Origin of the sequence: Helicobacter pylori oki112, assembly GCF_000600085.1 — a bacterium.
GTDB classification, from domain to species: domain Bacteria; phylum Campylobacterota; class Campylobacteria; order Campylobacterales; family Helicobacteraceae; genus Helicobacter; species Helicobacter pylori_CY.
The window spans coordinates 870,530-887,565 of the sequence record NZ_CP006821.1; the positions used below are offsets into that span (position 1 = coordinate 870,530).

The 17,036-nt window shown below is 35.2% G+C and carries 17 protein-coding genes; 11 read left to right on the plus strand and 6 right to left on the minus strand.

What is annotated here, in order from left to right:
* Window positions 1–106: 106 nt before the first annotated feature.
* On the plus strand, window positions 107–376 hold the full coding sequence (locus HPOKI112_RS04155) for a zinc ribbon domain-containing protein (RefSeq protein ID WP_080276269.1): 270 nt from the start codon (window positions 107–109) through the stop codon (window positions 374–376).
* Between the two features lie 97 nt (window positions 377–473).
* Here the strand turns inward: HPOKI112_RS04155 and cagA are convergent, their stop codons facing one another.
* Complete coding sequence (cagA, locus tag HPOKI112_RS04160) at window positions 474–4,025, minus strand: type IV secretion system oncogenic effector CagA (protein WP_025309824.1); 3,552 nt, start codon at window positions 4,023–4,025, stop codon at window positions 474–476.
* Window positions 4,026–4,419: 394 nt separating this feature from the next.
* On the opposite strand from cagA, the gene cagB reads away from it, so the two are divergent.
* From cagB to cagG, 6 genes are all read left to right on the plus strand, one after another.
* Window positions 4,420–4,647, plus strand: a complete 228-nt coding sequence (gene cagB, locus HPOKI112_RS04165; RefSeq protein ID WP_000428886.1) for a cag pathogenicity island protein B — start codon at window positions 4,420–4,422, stop codon at window positions 4,645–4,647.
* Between the two features lie 142 nt (window positions 4,648–4,789).
* Window positions 4,790–5,134, plus strand: coding sequence for a CagC family type IV secretion system protein (locus tag HPOKI112_RS04170; RefSeq protein ID WP_025309825.1), 345 nt, complete (start codon window positions 4,790–4,792; stop codon window positions 5,132–5,134).
* A 1-nt stretch (window position 5,135) separates the two neighbouring features.
* Window positions 5,136–5,759, plus strand: coding sequence for a cag pathogenicity island type IV secretion system protein CagD (gene cagD / locus HPOKI112_RS04175; RefSeq protein WP_014419573.1), 624 nt, complete (start codon window positions 5,136–5,138; stop codon window positions 5,757–5,759).
* A gap of 8 nt (window positions 5,760–5,767) precedes the next feature.
* Window positions 5,768–8,719: a cag pathogenicity island type IV secretion system ATPase CagE gene (gene cagE, locus HPOKI112_RS04180; RefSeq protein ID WP_025309826.1), complete on the plus strand. Its 2,952-nt coding sequence runs from the start codon at window positions 5,768–5,770 to the stop codon at window positions 8,717–8,719.
* A gap of 1 nt (window position 8,720) precedes the next feature.
* Entirely contained in the window at window positions 8,721–9,527 is an 807-nt protein-coding gene (cagF, locus tag HPOKI112_RS04185) for a type IV secretion system chaperone CagF (protein WP_025276029.1), read from the plus strand.
* Window positions 9,528–9,581: 54 nt separating this feature from the next.
* Window positions 9,582–10,010, plus strand: a complete 429-nt coding sequence (gene cagG / locus HPOKI112_RS04190; protein ID WP_025276030.1) for a cag pathogenicity island type IV secretion system translocation protein CagG — start codon at window positions 9,582–9,584, stop codon at window positions 10,008–10,010.
* Here the strand turns inward: cagG and HPOKI112_RS08445 are convergent.
* Window positions 10,007–10,207 (minus strand): hypothetical protein, encoded by a 201-nt coding sequence (locus tag HPOKI112_RS08445; RefSeq protein WP_000562355.1) that lies wholly within the window; start codon window positions 10,205–10,207, stop codon window positions 10,007–10,009. The genes cagG and HPOKI112_RS08445 overlap by 4 nt on opposite strands.
* Between HPOKI112_RS08445 and HPOKI112_RS04200 the strand changes: the two genes are divergently transcribed.
* From HPOKI112_RS04200 to cagL, 3 genes are read left to right on the plus strand one after another with little or no spacing between them, the layout of a single operon-like run.
* Window positions 10,194–11,138, plus strand: a complete 945-nt coding sequence (locus HPOKI112_RS04200) for a hypothetical protein (protein ID WP_038418652.1) — start codon at window positions 10,194–10,196, stop codon at window positions 11,136–11,138. The two genes, HPOKI112_RS08445 and HPOKI112_RS04200, sit on opposite strands and share 14 nt — an antisense overlap.
* Window positions 11,139–11,148: 10 nt before the next feature.
* Window positions 11,149–12,294 (plus strand): cag pathogenicity island type IV secretion system translocation protein CagI, encoded by a 1,146-nt coding sequence (gene cagI, locus HPOKI112_RS04205; RefSeq protein ID WP_025276032.1) that lies wholly within the window; start codon window positions 11,149–11,151, stop codon window positions 12,292–12,294.
* Complete coding sequence (gene cagL / locus HPOKI112_RS04210; RefSeq protein ID WP_025309828.1) at window positions 12,291–13,004, plus strand: cag pathogenicity island VirB5 family T4SS-associated adhesin CagL; 714 nt, start codon at window positions 12,291–12,293, stop codon at window positions 13,002–13,004. The genes cagI and cagL overlap by 4 nt, the downstream gene beginning before the upstream one ends.
* Window positions 13,005–13,085: 81 nt before the next feature.
* On the opposite strand, the gene cagN is transcribed toward cagL, so the two are convergent.
* Together cagN and cagM are read right to left on the minus strand one after the other, a co-directional pair.
* On the minus strand, window positions 13,086–14,006 hold the full coding sequence (cagN, locus tag HPOKI112_RS04215) for a cag pathogenicity island type IV secretion system protein CagN (RefSeq protein WP_025309829.1): 921 nt from the start codon (window positions 14,004–14,006) through the stop codon (window positions 13,086–13,088).
* Window positions 14,007–14,020: 14 nt separating this feature from the next.
* Window positions 14,021–15,151 carry a type IV secretion system apparatus protein CagM gene (gene cagM / locus HPOKI112_RS04220; RefSeq protein WP_025309830.1) on the minus strand — a complete coding sequence of 377 codons (1,131 nt, stop codon included), beginning with the start codon at window positions 15,149–15,151 and terminating at the stop codon, window positions 14,021–14,023.
* A 431-nt stretch (window positions 15,152–15,582) separates the two neighbouring features.
* Between cagM and cagP the strand changes: the two genes are divergently transcribed.
* Window positions 15,583–15,915 carry a cag pathogenicity island protein CagP gene (gene cagP, locus HPOKI112_RS04225; protein WP_038418654.1) on the plus strand — a complete coding sequence of 111 codons (333 nt, stop codon included), beginning with the start codon at window positions 15,583–15,585 and terminating at the stop codon, window positions 15,913–15,915.
* 582 nt (window positions 15,916–16,497) lie between these two features.
* Here the strand turns inward: cagP and HPOKI112_RS08345 are convergent.
* Both HPOKI112_RS08345 and HPOKI112_RS04230 read right to left on the minus strand, forming a co-directional pair.
* Window positions 16,498–16,653 (minus strand): hypothetical protein, encoded by a 156-nt coding sequence (locus HPOKI112_RS08345; protein ID WP_171923952.1) that lies wholly within the window; start codon window positions 16,651–16,653, stop codon window positions 16,498–16,500.
* Between the two features lie 55 nt (window positions 16,654–16,708).
* Window positions 16,709–17,014 carry a hypothetical protein gene (locus HPOKI112_RS04230; RefSeq protein WP_025276036.1) on the minus strand — a complete coding sequence of 102 codons (306 nt, stop codon included), beginning with the start codon at window positions 17,012–17,014 and terminating at the stop codon, window positions 16,709–16,711.
* Window positions 17,015–17,036: the final 22 nt, after the last annotated feature.

The following is a 17,036-nucleotide window of genomic DNA, read 5'->3' on the forward strand; positions in this document are numbered from 1 at the left end:
TAGAGTCAAAATAACACAATTCCAAAAAAGGGCTATAACTCACACTATAAGGGTATTGCGTTGATTATAAAGCGCTTTAGAGAGATCTAGAAAAGCGTTTTTATATTTGGAAAAGAATTACCTATCTACAAGCTTTTTAGACTACAAACAACAGCATAATGGCAAATTGTTAGTGAAAGTTCCCCCACAATACACCAGCAAAACTTGCTATCATTGTGGGAGCATCAACCATAAGCTCAAATTGAATCACAGGCAATATTTGTGTCCTGATTGTGGGCATAAAGAACACAGAGACATTAACGCTGCGAACAACATTTTGAGTAAAGGGTTAAGTCTTTTTAGGGTAGGAAATATTCATGCAGACTTTAAAGGATAAAGCCTTTCTTGTTAGCATTCAACGGAATGCTTTAGTTAGAAAGCCCCCTTGCTTTTAGCAAGGGGTGGTTTTTGCGTTTTTGGTATTCCTTAATCCTTTAAGATTTTTGGAAACCACCTTTTGTATTAGCATTTTTGATTCCATGCTTCGCATTTTCTTCCGCCAAGCAGTAATAAGATGCTGTAGAAAATGTATTGGTTAAAAATTGCACAAAGCCAGACTTAATGTCTTTTATAGCATTGTTCAACTTGGTGGAAAACTTGAACGAATCAGAATAATCTTTCATATTCTTCTGGTTGAAGCCAATTTTATCATACTCTGACAAAGAAACGCTTCCCACATTATGCGCAACTATCTTATCATTCACGATCTTGAGCCACTCAGGGTTTTTTTGCGTTAGCATACCAGTCGCTTTTTCATTGATTGCTCCATTTTTGACATTGCTATTAATGCGTGTGTGGCTGTTAGTAGCATAATCGTCCAATTTCGCTGACAAACTAGTAGGCACTTTTTTTGCACTTTCAACATATAGATTCATAACATTCTTTTTTGTAGAATCTTTGAGCTTGTCTATCATTTGATCTAGGTTGTCAAAATGACATGCTTTAGCTTCTGATACCGCCTGATTGAGATTGTCAATCTTTTGTTTCAATTCTTGCTCCCTTGAAAGCCCTACCTTACTGAGATCACCAACTTTATCATGCTTTTTCAAAGGGAAAGGTCCGCCGAGATCATCAATCGTAGCGTAAATGGGTTCATGGTTAGCTGAAAGCCCTACCTTACTGAGATCACCAACTTTAGTATGCCCTTTCAAAGAGAACCCCGCTTGCCCTACACCACCCAAACCACTTGCTATTTGATCGAGTCGGTCAATTTTTGCTTTTACCTTTTTAGCAACTTGAGTATAAATGGGTTCTTCAGGGCTAGCTACTTGTCCTGTTTTCTTTTTATTAACTTCAGCATAAATGGGTTCGTTTTTGAGTCCATTATTGTTATTGTTGTTGAAATTTTTAAATTTCTCATTCAATTCTTTCTTGATATCCGAAAATTTTTTGGCGAGAGCTGTGGCCTCTATTCCAGATAACCCATTACCGACTAGGGTTCCATTTACACCATTCTTAACGGATTGGTATAGTTTAGAATTTTTTCCAGTATTGAAATCTTCATTTTTTTGAGCTTGTTGAGTCAATTGTCCTTTTGAGAAATTCTTGAGATCGGCTAGCGCTTGCTCTACCCTACTGAAATCACCCGTTGCTTTAGCTATTGATACAGCTTGATTGAGATTGTCAACTTTATCCGTTATCTTTTGATTGATGATCACATCTTTAATGGAATTTTCAAGGTCGCTTTTTGCTTGCGTTACCTTGCTGAAATCCTTATTTTTGCCATTTTTGAATTCATTCAAAGCTGTATTAAGGTTTTCAACTTTTGAAATCCATTCTGGATTGATGCCTAAATCTTTCACCGAGTCTTTAAGGGCTTTTAGCGTTTCTTCTGCCTTGCTAAAATCCTTATTTTTGCCATTTTTGAATTCATCAAAAGATTTATCAAAGTCTTTCAAATTCTTGTTGATGTTTTCAAGCTTATCAGACAATTCCATTCTGATGCCTTTAAGATTCTGAACGCAAGTGGCCGCTCTTGCTTCCTTACCAGCCTCTTCATTGATAATTGCAAAAATCTTATCTTTTTGGCTGTTAGCTTGAGCTTTTGCTTCCATTCTATTTTTGTTGTCGTTTCTGTTCTCCAATTTTTTCATTACTTCTTTCTCTAAATGCTCTCGTTTCCTTATAGATTTTTCAAGATCTTTCTGAGCTTTTTTCACTTCATCATAATTGCCTGTGTTTTTAGCTTCAGCTACAGTTTTATTGAAGTTTAAAGCTTTTTCAACCAATTCTTTGTTGCTGTTCAAAAAGTCTTTGATGAGCTTATTAGCTTCTTGTGGGGACAATCCTTTAGCCCTCAGTTTATCTTCTAAGTCTCGCCTTATATAACTATTGATAGCGAGATTATTTAAATTAGGCAAATTAAAGACAGCTACCTTGCTAAGATTTGCTTCCAAATGGGAAACGCCATTCGTAGCACCCACACCCTTATCAGGACTCTTGGAGGCGTTGGTGTATTTGAAATTAGAATAATTAACAAACATCACGCCATCATGTTTTAGGTTACCTTGAAGAGTGGTTTTTGTCTCCCTATCTAAAGCTTTATCTTGTTTTTTCCCATAATCTTTGAGAGTGTAGCTCAATTCCCCATTACCAAACTCAGCAACTAAAGCTAAATGTTTTTTGTCTTTTTTAGAAACAAAAGCAATGTGATCATTCCCTAGGGCATCTAAATAAGCCTTAGAGTCTTTTTGAAAATCTTCAATCTCATTTTGGAATTTTTCTTTCTCTTTCTTGCTCAAGTTATCTAATCTAGCGTTGTTTTTTGCAAGAAATTCCATGAAATCCACTTTGTTTTGGATCTCTTTTTGACTCAATGCTTGTTTCAAGCCTGTGAGCTGGTCTTCTTTGTAGAGATAAAAACTAGGGTTGTTAACCCCTTTCTCACCACCTGCTATGACTAACCCACTGCCGTTTTTCATATGCACATTAATGAGTGTAGCCACATTGTTGCCTTGTTGGTTTTTATAACCAACGGTGGCGTTCCAATCATGCCTAGCTTCAGGACCACCATTGCCCCCATACAATAATGAAACTTTTTCAGGTTCTATGCCATTATGACTCCCCATTAACACAGAAGACAGAGCGTTATTGTGAATCAATAATTGGTTGAACTTGTAATTAGGATCAATGTCAGCGACACCCTCAACATCTAACATTTCCATATCACCAAGAGTGAATTTAGAAAAATTACCCCTTTCATCAAGCAAATCCCTAGATTCAGGCGGTAAGCCTTGTATGTCGGTGGTGGTAGTGGCTATATCTGGTTGGACATGAGAAACTGGTTCTTGATCGAGCGTTTCTTTGAGATCGGAAGATTGTTTTTTGTTAAACACAAATGATAAAAAAATATCAAGCCAATCCCCACCAGTAGGCTCTCCAGTAGACCCTCCATTTTTTTCTGCTTCTTGCCTTTCTTTCAAAGATTCATCAAACACGCCCATGAATTTTTGATCTGATTGGATCTGGTTTCCTATGATAATTCCTGCAAAAGCTTGTTTGGCAGACCTCAAAAACTCCGCTTTTTCTTTATCATCAGAGATAGGGGGTTGTATGATATTTTCCATAAAACTTCGGATTCTTTGGGTGTTGATTTTAGATGGATCTTTTTGATGGGACACCCAATTCATAAAAATTTGGTAACGCTGAGTCCCAAATTTCTGAAAGCTCTTTATGGAAGAACCTGTATCAATGAGACTGTCTTTGTTGATTAAATCACTGCTCTTACTGATAAAGTTTGAAAAATACTGATTCTTTTTGGCAGGATTTTTGATCGCTTTATTAGCGAATTCCTCCCTTAGTTGCGAGATTTTCTCAAAAGCTTGCCTGTTATCCCTATCATTCTTATCAACGATTGGTTTTTGATCAGGATCAAATGAAGCGACAGCGTTATCAACTTTAAGAAAAGCTACTTGAAGATTATTGATAAATTGCTGCGGGTTAAAAGCTGTTTGGCTTGGTGTTTGATCAATAGTTTCGTTAACCATTGTTTCTCCTTTACCTAAATTTGGTATCAAAGACTGCTAAAAATCACTACACGCTTGAGTGGTCAGTTTATATCTTTGAACATTCTTATTATACTACAATATTAGGCATTTTTTCATTAATCATTAATAACATTGAAAAATTCCAGTCGTTGCAAGCATCTAAAGGCTAGGAACGATTCACATTTTTACCCATAATTAACAAAAACTTGTTAAAATAGACAAATTTTAACAAGATAAAGAAATAAGAAATGAGCCTTCAAGAAGAAATCAAATGCAATGCTAAAGTTATGGTTGGAAGCAAGGTGAGTGCATGAAGCGTTCTAAAAATAGTTTGGTTTGTGTGTGTCATGCTTACCATGAAGTGTGTATTTGCAATTAAGTGTTTGTGATTCACATGGAAAACAAATCAATAGGACAGATTTTCAAAGACAGCTTCAAAAAAAGTTTCTTTAGTGGTCTATGGAGTTGCTTAAAGTGGAGCTTTATTCTCACTCTGATCAGCTTGGGTTTGTTTCTGCTTGTTTTTAGGTTTCAACCTGAGACGATTAAAAAATACATCAAAGATCCTAAAGATCTACAATTCTACAACGACTTGAGAAAGAAAAATGGTTGGGACAAGTAGGTTTATTGTTCCTAAATTATGTCAGTTGTCAAACAAAAGCGTCGGTTTTGATTTAAATTATGAAGTAGTGCTTGTATGAATAGTATAAAAATACTTTTTTTTGATATACTCAAACGATTGATTTCAATTTGAAAGGAAACGCATGAAATTTTTTACAAGAATCACTGACAACTACAAGAAAGTTGTAGTAACTTTAGGGCTAGTGATGACAACCAATCCTTTAATGGCGGTCAACAGTCCTACAACAGGCATCACTGAAACTAAAAGTTTGGTTATTCAGATCATTTCTGTTCTAGCGATCGTAGGTGGTTGCGCTCTAGGGGTCAAAGGCATAGCAGATATTTGGAAAATCTCTGATGACATCAAAAGAGGTCAGGCGACTGTTTTTGCTTATGCGCAACCCATAGCTATGTTAGCGGTGGCAGGCGGTATTATCTATTTGAGCACTAAGTTTGGCTTCAATATTGGCGAAAGTGGAGCTAGCTAAATTGATCAACAATAATAGTAATAAAAAACTAAGAGGCTTTTTTTTGAAAGTTCTCTTAAGTCTCGTTGTTTTCAGTTCGTATGGGTCAGCAAATGACGATAATCAAGCCAAAAAAGAAGTGCAAGAAAAAGAAAAAAACACTCCCAATGGGCTTGTTTATACGAATTTAGATTTTGATAGTTTCAAGGCGACTATCAAAAATTTGAAAGACAAGAAAGTAACTTTCAAAGAAGTCAATCCCGATATTATCAAAGATGAAGTTTTTGACTTCGTGATTGTCAATAGAGTCCTTAAAAAAATAAAGGATTTGAAGCATTACGATCCAATCATTGAAAAAATCTTTGATGAAAAGGGTAAAGAAATGGGACTGAATGTAGAATTACAGATCAATCCTGAAGTAAAAGACTTTTTTACTTTTAAAAGCATCAGCACGACCAATAAACAACGCTGCTTTCTGTCATTGCGCGGAGAAACAAGAGAAATTTTATGCGATGATAAGCTATATAATGTTTTATTGGCCGTATTCAATTCTTATGACCCTAATGATCTTTTGAAACATATTAGCACCATAGAGTCTCTCAAAAAAATCTTTTATACGATTACATGTGAAGCGGTATATCTATAAAGAGAGGGGTGTTTGTGGCAAGCAAACAAGCTGACGAACAAAAAAAGCTAATCATAGAGCAAGAGGTTCAAAAGCGGCAGTTTCAAAAAATAGAAGAGCTTAAAGCAGACATGCAAAAAGGTGTCAATCCCTTTTTTAAAGTCTTGTTTGATGGGGGGAATAGGTTGTTTGGTTTCCCTGAAACTTTTATTTATTCCTCTATATTTATATTGTTTGTAACCATTGTATTATCTGTTATTCTTTTTCAAGCCTATGAACCTGTTTTGATTATAGCGATTGTTATTGTGCTTGTAGCTCTTGGATTCAAGAAAGATTATAGGCTTTATCAAAGAATGGAGCGAGCGATGAAATTTAAAAAACCTTTTTTGTTTAAGGGCGTGAAAAACAAAGCATTCATGAGCATTTTTTCCATGAAGCCTAGTAAAGAAATGGCTAATGACATCCACTTAAATCCAAACAGAGAAGACAGACTTGTGAGCGCTGCAAACTCCTATCTAGCGAATAACTATGAATGTTTTTTAGATGATGGGGTGATCCTTACTAACAACTATTCTCTTTTAGGCACAATCAAATTGGGGGGCATTGATTTTTTAACCACTTCCAAAAAAGATCTCATAGAGTTACACGCTTCTATTTATAGCGTTTTTAGGAATTTTGTTACCCCTGAATTCAAATTTTATTTTCACACTGTTAAAAAGAAAATCGTTATTGATGAAACCAATAGGGACTATAGTCTTGCTTTTTCTAATGATTTTATGCGAGCCTATAATGAGAAGCAAAAGAGAGAAAGTTTTTATGACATTAGTTTTTTTCTGACCATAGAGCAAGATTTATTAGACACTCTCAATGAACCCGTTATGAATAAAAAGCATTTTGCAGACAATAATTTTGAAGAGTTTCAAAGGATTATTAGAGCCAAGCTTGAAAACTTCAAGGATAGGATAGAGCTCATAGAAGAGCTATTGAGTAAATACCACCCCACCAGATTGAAAGAATACACCAAAGATGGGGTTATTTACTCCAAACAATGCGAGTTTTACAATTTTCTTGTGGGAATGAATGAAGCCCCTTTTATTTGCAACAGAAAAGACTTGTATCTCAAGGAAAAAATGCATGGTGGGGTGAAAGAAGTTTATTTTGCCAATAAGCATGGAAAAATCTTAAATGACGATTTGAGTGAAAAATATTTTAGCGCTATTGAGATTAGTGAATACGCCCCTAAATCACAGAGCGATTTGTTTGATAAAATCAACGCTCTAGACAGCGAATTCATCTTTATGCATGCTTATTCGCCTAAAAACTCACAGGTTTTAAAGGACAAACTAGCTTTCACCTCTAGAAGAATTATTATTAGTGGAGGCTCTAAAGAGCAGGGCATGACTTTAGGTTGCTTGAGCGAATTAGTGGGTAATGGTGATATTACGCTAGGCAGTTATGGTAATTCTTTAGTGTTGTTTGCTGATAGCTTTGAAAAAATGAAACAAAGCGTTAAGGAATGCGTCTCTAGTCTTAACGCTAAAGGTTTTTTAGCCAACGCAGCGACTTTCTCTATGGAAAATTACTTTTTTGCCAAACATTGCTCTTTTATCACGCTTCCTTTTATTTTTGATGTAACCTCTAATAATTTTGCTGATTTCATCGCTATGAGGGCTATGAGTTTTGATGGCAATCAAGAGAATAACGCTTGGGGCAATAGTGTGATGACGCTAAAAAGCGAGATCAATTCGCCTTTTTATCTGAACTTCCACATGCCTACTGATTTTGGTTCAGCTTCAGCGGGACACACTTTGATACTTGGTTCAACCGGTTCAGGTAAGACAGTGTTTATGTCAATGACCTTGAACGCTATGGGACAATTTGCTCACAATTTTCCTGCTAATGTCAGCAAAGACAAGCAAAAGCTCACTATGGTCTATATGGATAAAGATTATGGCGCTTATGGGAATATTGTCGCAATGGGTGGGGAGTATGTCAAGATTGAGCTAGGGACAGATACGGGATTAAATCCTTTTGCTTGGGCGGCTTGTGTGCAAAAATCCAATGCAACAATGGAGCAAAAACAAACAGCTATTTCTGTTGTCAAAGAGCTTGTGAAAAACTTAGCAACCAAAAGCGATGAAAAAGATGAAAATGGCAACAGCCTCTCTTTTAGCCTAGCAGATTCTAATACGCTTGCAGCGGCAGTAACCAACCTTATCACAGGAGATATGAACCTAGATTATCCCATCACTCAACTTATTAATGCTTTCGGGAAAGACCACAATGATCCCAATGGGCTTGTCGCGCGATTAGCGCCTTTTTGCAAATCAACCAATGGTGAATTTCAATGGCTTTTTGATAATAAAGCAACGGATCGCTTAGATTTTTCAAAAACGATTATTGGCGTTGATGGGTCAAGTTTCTTAGACAATAATGATGTTTCGCCCTTTATTTGTTTTTACCTTTTCGCTCGTATCCAAGAGGCAATGGATGGGCGTAGATTTGTCTTAGATATTGATGAAGCCTGGAAATATTTAGGCGATCCAAAGGTCGCTTATTTTGTAAGAGACATGCTAAAAACTGCAAGGAAAAGAAACGCTATTGTTAGACTTGCGACTCAAAGCATCACTGATCTTTTGGCTTGCCCTATTGCTGATACGATTAGAGAACAATGCCCTACAAAGATTTTTTTGAGAAACGATGGGGGCAATCTTTCTGATTACCAAAGATTGGCTAATGTTACAGAAAAAGAATTTGAAATCATCACTAAAGGGCTAGATAGGAAAATTCTCTACAAACAGGATGGAAGCCCTAGCGTTATCGCTAGTTTTAATTTGAGAGGCATTCCTAAAGAATATTTGAAAATTTTATCCACAGATACTGTATTTGTCAAAGAAATTGATAAGATTATCCAAAACCATAGTATCATAGATAAATATCAGGCCTTGAGACAAATGTATCAACAAATAGAGGAGTATTAAAATGAAACAAAATTTGCGTGAACAAAAATTATTGAAAATTTTAGAAAATGATGTCTTGACGATTTTGGATAGTTTTTCTAATTACCTTTTTGAACTGAGAGAAGAATTGGACTTCATAGAAGAAGAAATGGAAGGCGAAATCACTGAACAAAACCTTACCACTCTTTATGATTTTTCTAATTTCTTAGAAGACCATGTCAATGTGTTTTATGAGAATGTTTTGAATATAGATGATGTCAAAACAGAACACCTTTATTCAAGTCTCATAGATAGTCTCAATGCTAATCTTCACTTTGTCAAGTCATTTCTCAGTAATCAGGATTTAGACTTCAGCTTTTTTAAAGAAATAAACGATGGGCAAGATCCCCAGAAAACACTATCAAAATTGATTCCTCTTCAAAGTGGGAAAAATGACGCAAGCTCGTTTAAAGCAAATAATTCTTTTGTATCATTAGTTTATGTTTATGCTTACTTCATGCTAGAAACTATCATGCAGTCGTATAGGATTCTCAGATTACTAGAAAAACCTATCAATAACAACATAAGCGAGGATATGCAGAGCGATATAGAGAATTTTTTTGTTCAAGCGAATTTTTTAGAATACTATGTTCAGAACAAAATATACCCAACAAATCATGCCTATGACTTCATGCATTTAATCATGGACTCCATTGTTCCTAATTGGATTCAAATTGATATGAGCGTTGAAGCTAAAAAGAAAGAGCTTTTTGAAAAATATTTTCAAAACATTGATGAAGTAACAAACAAAATGCTCGATCAAAAAAATCAAAACAAAAATAACGATTGAGTGGCGTTAATGCGCTAGAATGGTGCTAAAAATAAGAATAAAGGAGTCAAAAGTATGAAAACGAATTTTTATAAAATTAAATTACTATTTGCTTGGTGTCTTATCATTAGCATGTTTAACGCTCCGCTTAACGCTGACCAAAACACTGATATAAAAGATATTAGTCCTGAAGATATGGCGCTAAATAGCGTGGGGCTTGTTTCTAGAGATCAACTAAAAATAGAGATCCCTAAAGAAACCCTAGAACAAAAAGTGGCCATACTCAATGACTATAACGATAAGAATGTTAATATCAAGTTTGACGACATAAGTTTAGGGAGTTTTCAACCTAATGATAATCTAGGTATCAATGCGATGTGGGGCATTCAAAATCTTCTCATGAGCCAAATGATGGGCGATTACGGTCCAAACAATCCTTTCATGTATGGCTATGCGCCAACATACTCAGATTCATCGTTTTTACCACCGATCTTAGGGTATTAACTAGGAGGTATTAACATGGCAGGTACACAAGCTATATATGAATCATCTTCCGCAGGATTCTTATCGGAAATCTCCTCAATCATCTCAAGCACAAGTGGTGTTGCAGGGCCATTTGCAGGAATAGTAGCGGGTGCTATGTCAGCAGCGATTATTCCTATTGTTGTGGGATTTACTAATCCGCAAATGACCGCTATCATGACCCAATACAATCAGAGCATCGCTGAAGCCGTAAGCATGCCTATGAAAGCCGCTAACCAACAATACAACCAATTGTATCAAGGTTTTAACGATCAAAGCATGGCTGTGGGGAACAATATTCTAAATATCAGCAAATTAACAGGGGAATTTAACGCGCAAGGCAACACGCAAGGCGTGCAAATTAGTGCTGTTAATAGTCAGATTGCAAGCATTTTAGCGAGTAACACTACCCCTAAAAATCCCAGCGCTATTGAAGCTTATGCGACGAATCAAATCGCTGTTCCTAGTGTGCCAACAACGGTTGAAATAATGAGCGGTATATTAGGCAATATTACAAGTGCAACACCAAAATACGCCCTAGCTCTACAAGAGCAACTGCGTTCTCAAGCAAGCAACAGCTCAATGAATGATACAGCCGATTCCCTTGATAGCTGTACCGCTTTAGGTGCACTTGTTGGCTCATCAAAAGTGTTTTTTAGTTGCATGCAAATTTCTATGACTCCTATGAGTGTTTCTATGCCCACTGTTTATGCCAAATACCAAGCGTTAGCCGCTAATGCCCTAACTTCAGGCGTTAATCCTATGACCACTCCTGCATGCCCTATTGGGGACAAAGTTCTTGTCGTTTATTGCTATGCTGAAAAAGTAGCAGAAATTTTGAGAAAATACTATATAGAATTTGTGAAAAACAATACCAATTTGTTGCAGAACGCTTCTCAAATGATACTTAATCAATCAGGATTAGCTACTAGCACCTATGACACTCAAGCGATTTCTAACATAAGCTCGCTATATAATTACAATATAATAGCGAATAAATCTTTTTTGAAATCGCATTTGACTTATCTTGATTACATCAAAGACAAACTTAAGGGGCAAAAAGATAGCTACTTAACAAAAAGGGTGCAAACTAAAATAATCATAAAGTGAGGAAAGAGATGTGAAATGTTTTTTAAGCATATTTTCTTTCTTAACTTTTTGTGGCTTGTCTCTGAATGGTGCAGAGGCAGTAATAACGCTTGAACCTGCCTTAAAAGCCATTCAGGCGGATGCACAAGCCAAACAAAAAACCGCTCAAGCCGAATTAAAAGTCATAGAGGCTCAATCTAATGCCAAAGAAAAAGCCATTCAAGCGCAAATAGAGGGAGAATTGAGAACTCAGCTTGCAACTATGAGCGCTATGTTAAAAGGGGCTAATGGCGTTATTAATGGTGTCAATAGCATGACAGGGGGGTTTTTTGCAGGTTCAGACATCTTGCTTGGCGTCATGGAAGGGTATTCAAGCGCGCTTAGCGCATTGGGGGGGAATGTCAAAATGATCGTGGAAAAACAAAAAATTAATACCCAAACAGAAATCCAAAACATGCAAATCGCGCTCCAAAAAAATAACGAAATAATCAAGCTCAAAATGAACCAGCAAAACGCTCTCTTAGAAGCACTAAAAAACAGCTTTGAACCAAGCGTTACCCTAAAAACACAAATGGAAATGCTTTCTCAAGCTCTGGGAAGTTCTTCTGACAATGCTCAATACATCGCTTACAATACGATTGGTATCAAGGCGTTTGAAGAAACCTTAAAAGGTTTTGAAACATGGTTGAAAGTGGCTATGCAAAAAGCGACCCTTATTGATTATAATTCCCTAACGGGTCAGGCTTTGTTTCAAAGCGCCATCTATGCGCCTGCTCTTAGTTTTTTTTCAAGCATGGGTGCACCATTTGGAATCATTGAAACATTTACTCTAGTACCCACAAAATGCCCCTATCTTGATGGGCTAAAAATTTCAGCATGCCTTATGGAACAGGTTATTCAGAATTACAGAATGATTGTAGCCCTTATTCAAAATAAACTGAGTGATGCAGATTTTCAAAATATCGCTTATTTGAATGGGATCAATGGAGAAATCAAAACCTTAAAAGGATCAGTAGATTTGAACGCGCTCATAGAAGTTGCGATCTTAAACGCAGAAAATCATTTAAACTATATAGAGAATCTTGAAAAAAAAGCCGACCTTTGGGAAGAACAACTGAAATTAGAGAGAGAAACGACAGCAAGAAACATTGCTAGCTCTAAAGTTATTGTCAAATGAAAACACTCGTGAAAAATACTATATCTTCTTTTTTACTATTGTCTGTTTTGATGGCAGAAGATATAACAAGCGGCTTAAAGCAACTTGATAGCACCTATAAAGAGACCAACCAACAAGTGCTCAAAAACTTAGATGAGATTTTTTCAACCACTAGCCCTAGCGCTAATGATAAAATAGGTAAAGAAGATGCTTTAAACATCAAAAAAGCGGCCATTGCTTTGAGGGGAGATTTAGCGTTATTGAAAGCCAATTTTGAAGCGAATGAGTTATTTTTCATCTCAGAAGATGTGATTTTCAAGACTTATATGTCTAACCCTGAACTTTTATTAACCTATATGAAAATCAATCCCTTAGACCAAAACACTGCTGAGCAACAATGCGGAATATCCGATAAAGTTTTAGTTCTTTATTGTGAGGGGAAGCTGAAAATCGAACAAGAAAAACAAAATATAAGAGAGCACTTAGAAACTTCTCTAAAGGCGTATCAGAGCAACATTGGAGGTACAACTTCCTTAATCACTGCTTCACAGACGCTTGTAGAAAGCCTAAAGAATAAAAATTTCATCAAAGGAATCAAAAAGCTTATGTTAGCTCACAACAAGGTCTTTTTAAATTATTTAGAGAAGTTGGATGCATTAGAAATATCCCTAGAACAAAGTAAGCAGCAATACCTACAAGAAAGGCAATCAAGTAAGATCATTGTTAAATGATTTTTCTGAGACAACAAGCTATGATTTCTAACTTTTGGGATTTGTTTCTCTAGTTGTTTTTTGATCTAATAATTTTGATCGCTATTTTTTTCCATGAGCGATGCTTTGTTCTATTTGATTAATGACGCTATTGGGCAATTCAGATTTAGAGCGATTGTTTGAGAATGTTGCATCTTTTGCTTCATTTTCTTTTGTATCAGTAGCTCCAAACCCACTTGCATTTGTAGTATCTTGGTAGTTGTTTTCTTGCTCCATTTCTTTTTTTCTCTTCTCACAAATAGCGCACGAAGCTATAAGAAAGGTTCTATTGTTGCTGTTATTAAGAGCAAGTTTTAAACCACTCAAGTGTTGTCTAGAAAACTTGTTATTTTCTGTCTCTATTTCTTGAATTTTCTCTAATAATGGGGCAAGAATTTTTTGATCCTTGATGCCTTTGATCAAACACTTTCTTAACCCATCGTAATCGTTGCTTGAAATAATACACTCATTGATAATGGTTTCAATTTCAGGTGTTCTCCACTCATTAGGCACAAGCGGAGTAGCAGGTTTCACAAAAGCTTCATTCACCTTATTGATCATCTCATCAAAGTTATCATCTTTATTAGATTTGGTTTCAGTGGAAGAATTACTATTAGGGTTGTCATTCAAAGGGTTAGCGTTAGTTTCGTTTAATTCTTGTAATCCTTTGTGCTTAGTCGCTTTTTTTTGAATAGAAGAGTTGTTCTTTTTTTCAAACGCTTCAATATTCTTTTGAATTTGCTCTACTCTCGCTCTATCATTTCGTAATTTTTCTCTCAAAGCGTTAGTGGCGAATTTTTTTTCCTCTTCTGTAACTTCTTTTTCGTCATGTCTTTGATGGAGTGTTTTGATTTTTTTAAAGCCTAAAGCCACTAATTTTTTGTATTCACTCGGTAATAATGCTGTATTGATAGCGTTTAAGCCCCCATAAATAACTAAAGAATAAAGAGCGACAGAACCTAGTTTTTTGAAGATACTTTTCAAGAGCGTCTCCTTTCCTATTCAAAGGGATTATTCCTGGCAACATTGTTTCGGTATGCAGAAAGTACTGTTTTGAAGAAATTAAATATCTTGTAGTGTTCTTTTTGCATAGTTGTTTTATCGCTCATCATAGGATCGCTATCTACGAAAATATTGTATTCATTAGTCTTTTTTAATATAGATTTTTTGGATTGGGTATCAAAATTGAAGCTATCTAAAACCAACAAACACAATTTTTGTTTTTGAGCGAAACTCAATTTTTGATTGGTAAAGTTTTTAGTCAGAGTATTCAATTCCACATCATCTTTGACATTTTTCAACAAGTTAGAAAAAGCCTCATAGCCCCTTAAGTATTTCTCATTGATCTTATCAATCGCCATGCTAAACGCCAAGCGTTCCGAGTTAAAAATAAGCGTGTTAGTAGCTTTTTGAGCAATATCTTTTGCTTTAGAGTCAAACTTGTTTCTTTCAAGCTGTAAGTAATAATCTATATTATCCAATTCTTTTCTGCTCAATAAATTAGAAATGTTATTGGAATATTCTTCAATCGCTTGCTTATAAGATAAAGCTAATCGGCTCGCTTTTTTGTTTTGTTCTTCATCTAAAGAAAACACACCCATTTGAAGCAAAGCCTGAGCCTTATCTTTAGTGGTAGCGGTAGTTTTTTTAAAAATACTGCTCGTTTTCACTTGAGGGTAGTAATAACTCAAACGCTCTTTATCTTCTTTGGTGAATGTTTCTTGGTTTAAAACATAGGCATAAGGGTTAGGAAGAAGTTTCTTATAGAGAGGGTTATCTTTTAAGGCTTGCTCTAGATCACCATAAGCCTTTGACTTAGCAGTGAGAATTTTACCCCTTGTCTCTTTCTCTAGAGCCTCTTTTTCTTTTTTGTATTTGTTTTCTAAGTCTAAAAGAACTTTAGCTCTATGATCCATAAGCTCTTTGATTTTTTGTTTCCTAAAAATCAAGTCTTCTAAGAAATCATGCGTATTGCTTAAGAGCTTCTTGCGAGCCTTAAGAGCGTCTTCTTTTGCGGCCACTTCTTCTTGTTCTTTTTTTATCTCGTTGAAAAATGAACCAAACTGCTCCACATTAGCCGACAAAACTCCAAACGCAACCAATGAGCTAAAAACGATTTTTGCAAGCATCTTATAGTTTTTGTAACCTAATTTCAAAAAATATCAACACATTTTACCACAATTTTTACAAAACTATGAATCAAAATTTTTCCATGTAATAAGGTAAGTAAATCTAGGTCTTATAGTGTTATGTTTTTCTTGCTTGTATGCGGCTTATTGGTATTTTTTAAGTTTCTCTTAAGATTATTTTTATACAATAGATCTGTGTTTTTTGGATGGAAAACTCCTTTATTCTTTAACAGATGTTTTCTGTTCTTTTTTTGGCATAAACAAACAAATCGTTGGTTTGTGCTATACCACATGCTAGTATCAGCAAGTGGGGTATTCTTTGAAATTTGGAGTTAGATTAGGGTGGTTTTGTAAAATATTTATTATTTTATGCTCCTTTGTAAGTTCACCGCCCTGGACTATTTCTTTAAAAACCAAAATGGAACAACCGAATTAGCAAATTAAAACAAAACTTCTTACAATTCAAACATTCTTTCAACAAACATTTAGATAAGTACAGCCTTTATTATAAGCTGTTCAATATCAGCTCTATCGTTATAGGTTTTTTAATAGGGCTTTTTTCTTATGGGGCAGGGGTGATTTTAGTTTATCCAATATTATTCTTATTTGCTCTTATAATAAAACCTAGCTTTTTTTATTACACTACTTATCTTTTGCTACTCGTTTCTCTCAGCGTAATAAGCAAATACTATCTCTTAAGCCACGCAAATTTCACAATGAAGCTAATCATGCTTATGACTCAATGGCAAAATTGGTTCTTGTAAGTATCTCAAGCTCTAATGATAACTTTATCCCACTAGCGAAAAACCCCGTCCTTTAAGGCACCATATGTAAGCGCCTAGCCCATTAGACTATTTTTAGTATCGTTCTATCTAATCCATTTAATTTTTAGTGTATTCTGCTAAACAATAGAGTATCCCCCACAACTCCTAACAATAGATCAATTTAAATTAAAAAGTGTTAAGATGCTTCTATGAAATCCAATAAAGGTTTTAAATTCCGTATAAATTACAACACTCCTTTTGTCTATAACCAATCCTATCATTTAATAAAGGGTCAAGATAATTCAATTTTCAAAAAGGAGTCTTAAGTTACTATTATTACGATGTTAAACAAGTTCGTAATTAAAATTTTCAAGACCAAATTCAGAGGGATTATTCAATATTTTTCAATGGGTATTGAGCTTTTCAAAATAGCAAAAATCAATCATATTAAAAAGGTTGTTTAAGTAAGATTAAAATCATAAAAAGAGTATGTGTTTTTAGCGTGTTTTTAGGTGGGAAATCATTGGTTTTTCAAGATTTTTGTAGTGAAAAGACAGATTTTTTAGTGGGTATTGCGATGGTTTAGTTATTGATATTGCAATCGTTTTTATCTGATGGATACAAGCACTTCTCTTTTAATTCTCTGATTCCACTGAGTGAAAATTCTTTGTCTTGTTGTTCTAAAGTTTCTTTTGAAGCGAGTAGAAAATTAAGGACAGTAAAAACCTTGTTGACCAAATAAATCTCTCCGTGAAAGATGAAAAAATTCCATCTTTAGATGGTTAATGCACCACTAAAGTTTTACTTGGGGGACACTCATTTTATTAGCGGTTCTGTCTGATTTGCTACTGCTAAAACCATTGCCAATCAAAGCAGATCCCATGTTTTTCATACTACCAAATCCATTCTTTAGCACTTCCGTCATAAAATTCTTGATATTATCCATGGGCAAGTTGAATTTCTTCTCTAATATTTCATTAAGTCCCATCATTAACATTAGAAAGAACAAAAAATTTAATACCATAGAAAACAAATCACTAGATAAACCTGCAAAAAGATTTGTTCCGCCACCCAACAAAGAAGCTAAAATTTTTCCCATAATCAGTCCTTTTATTTTTGGA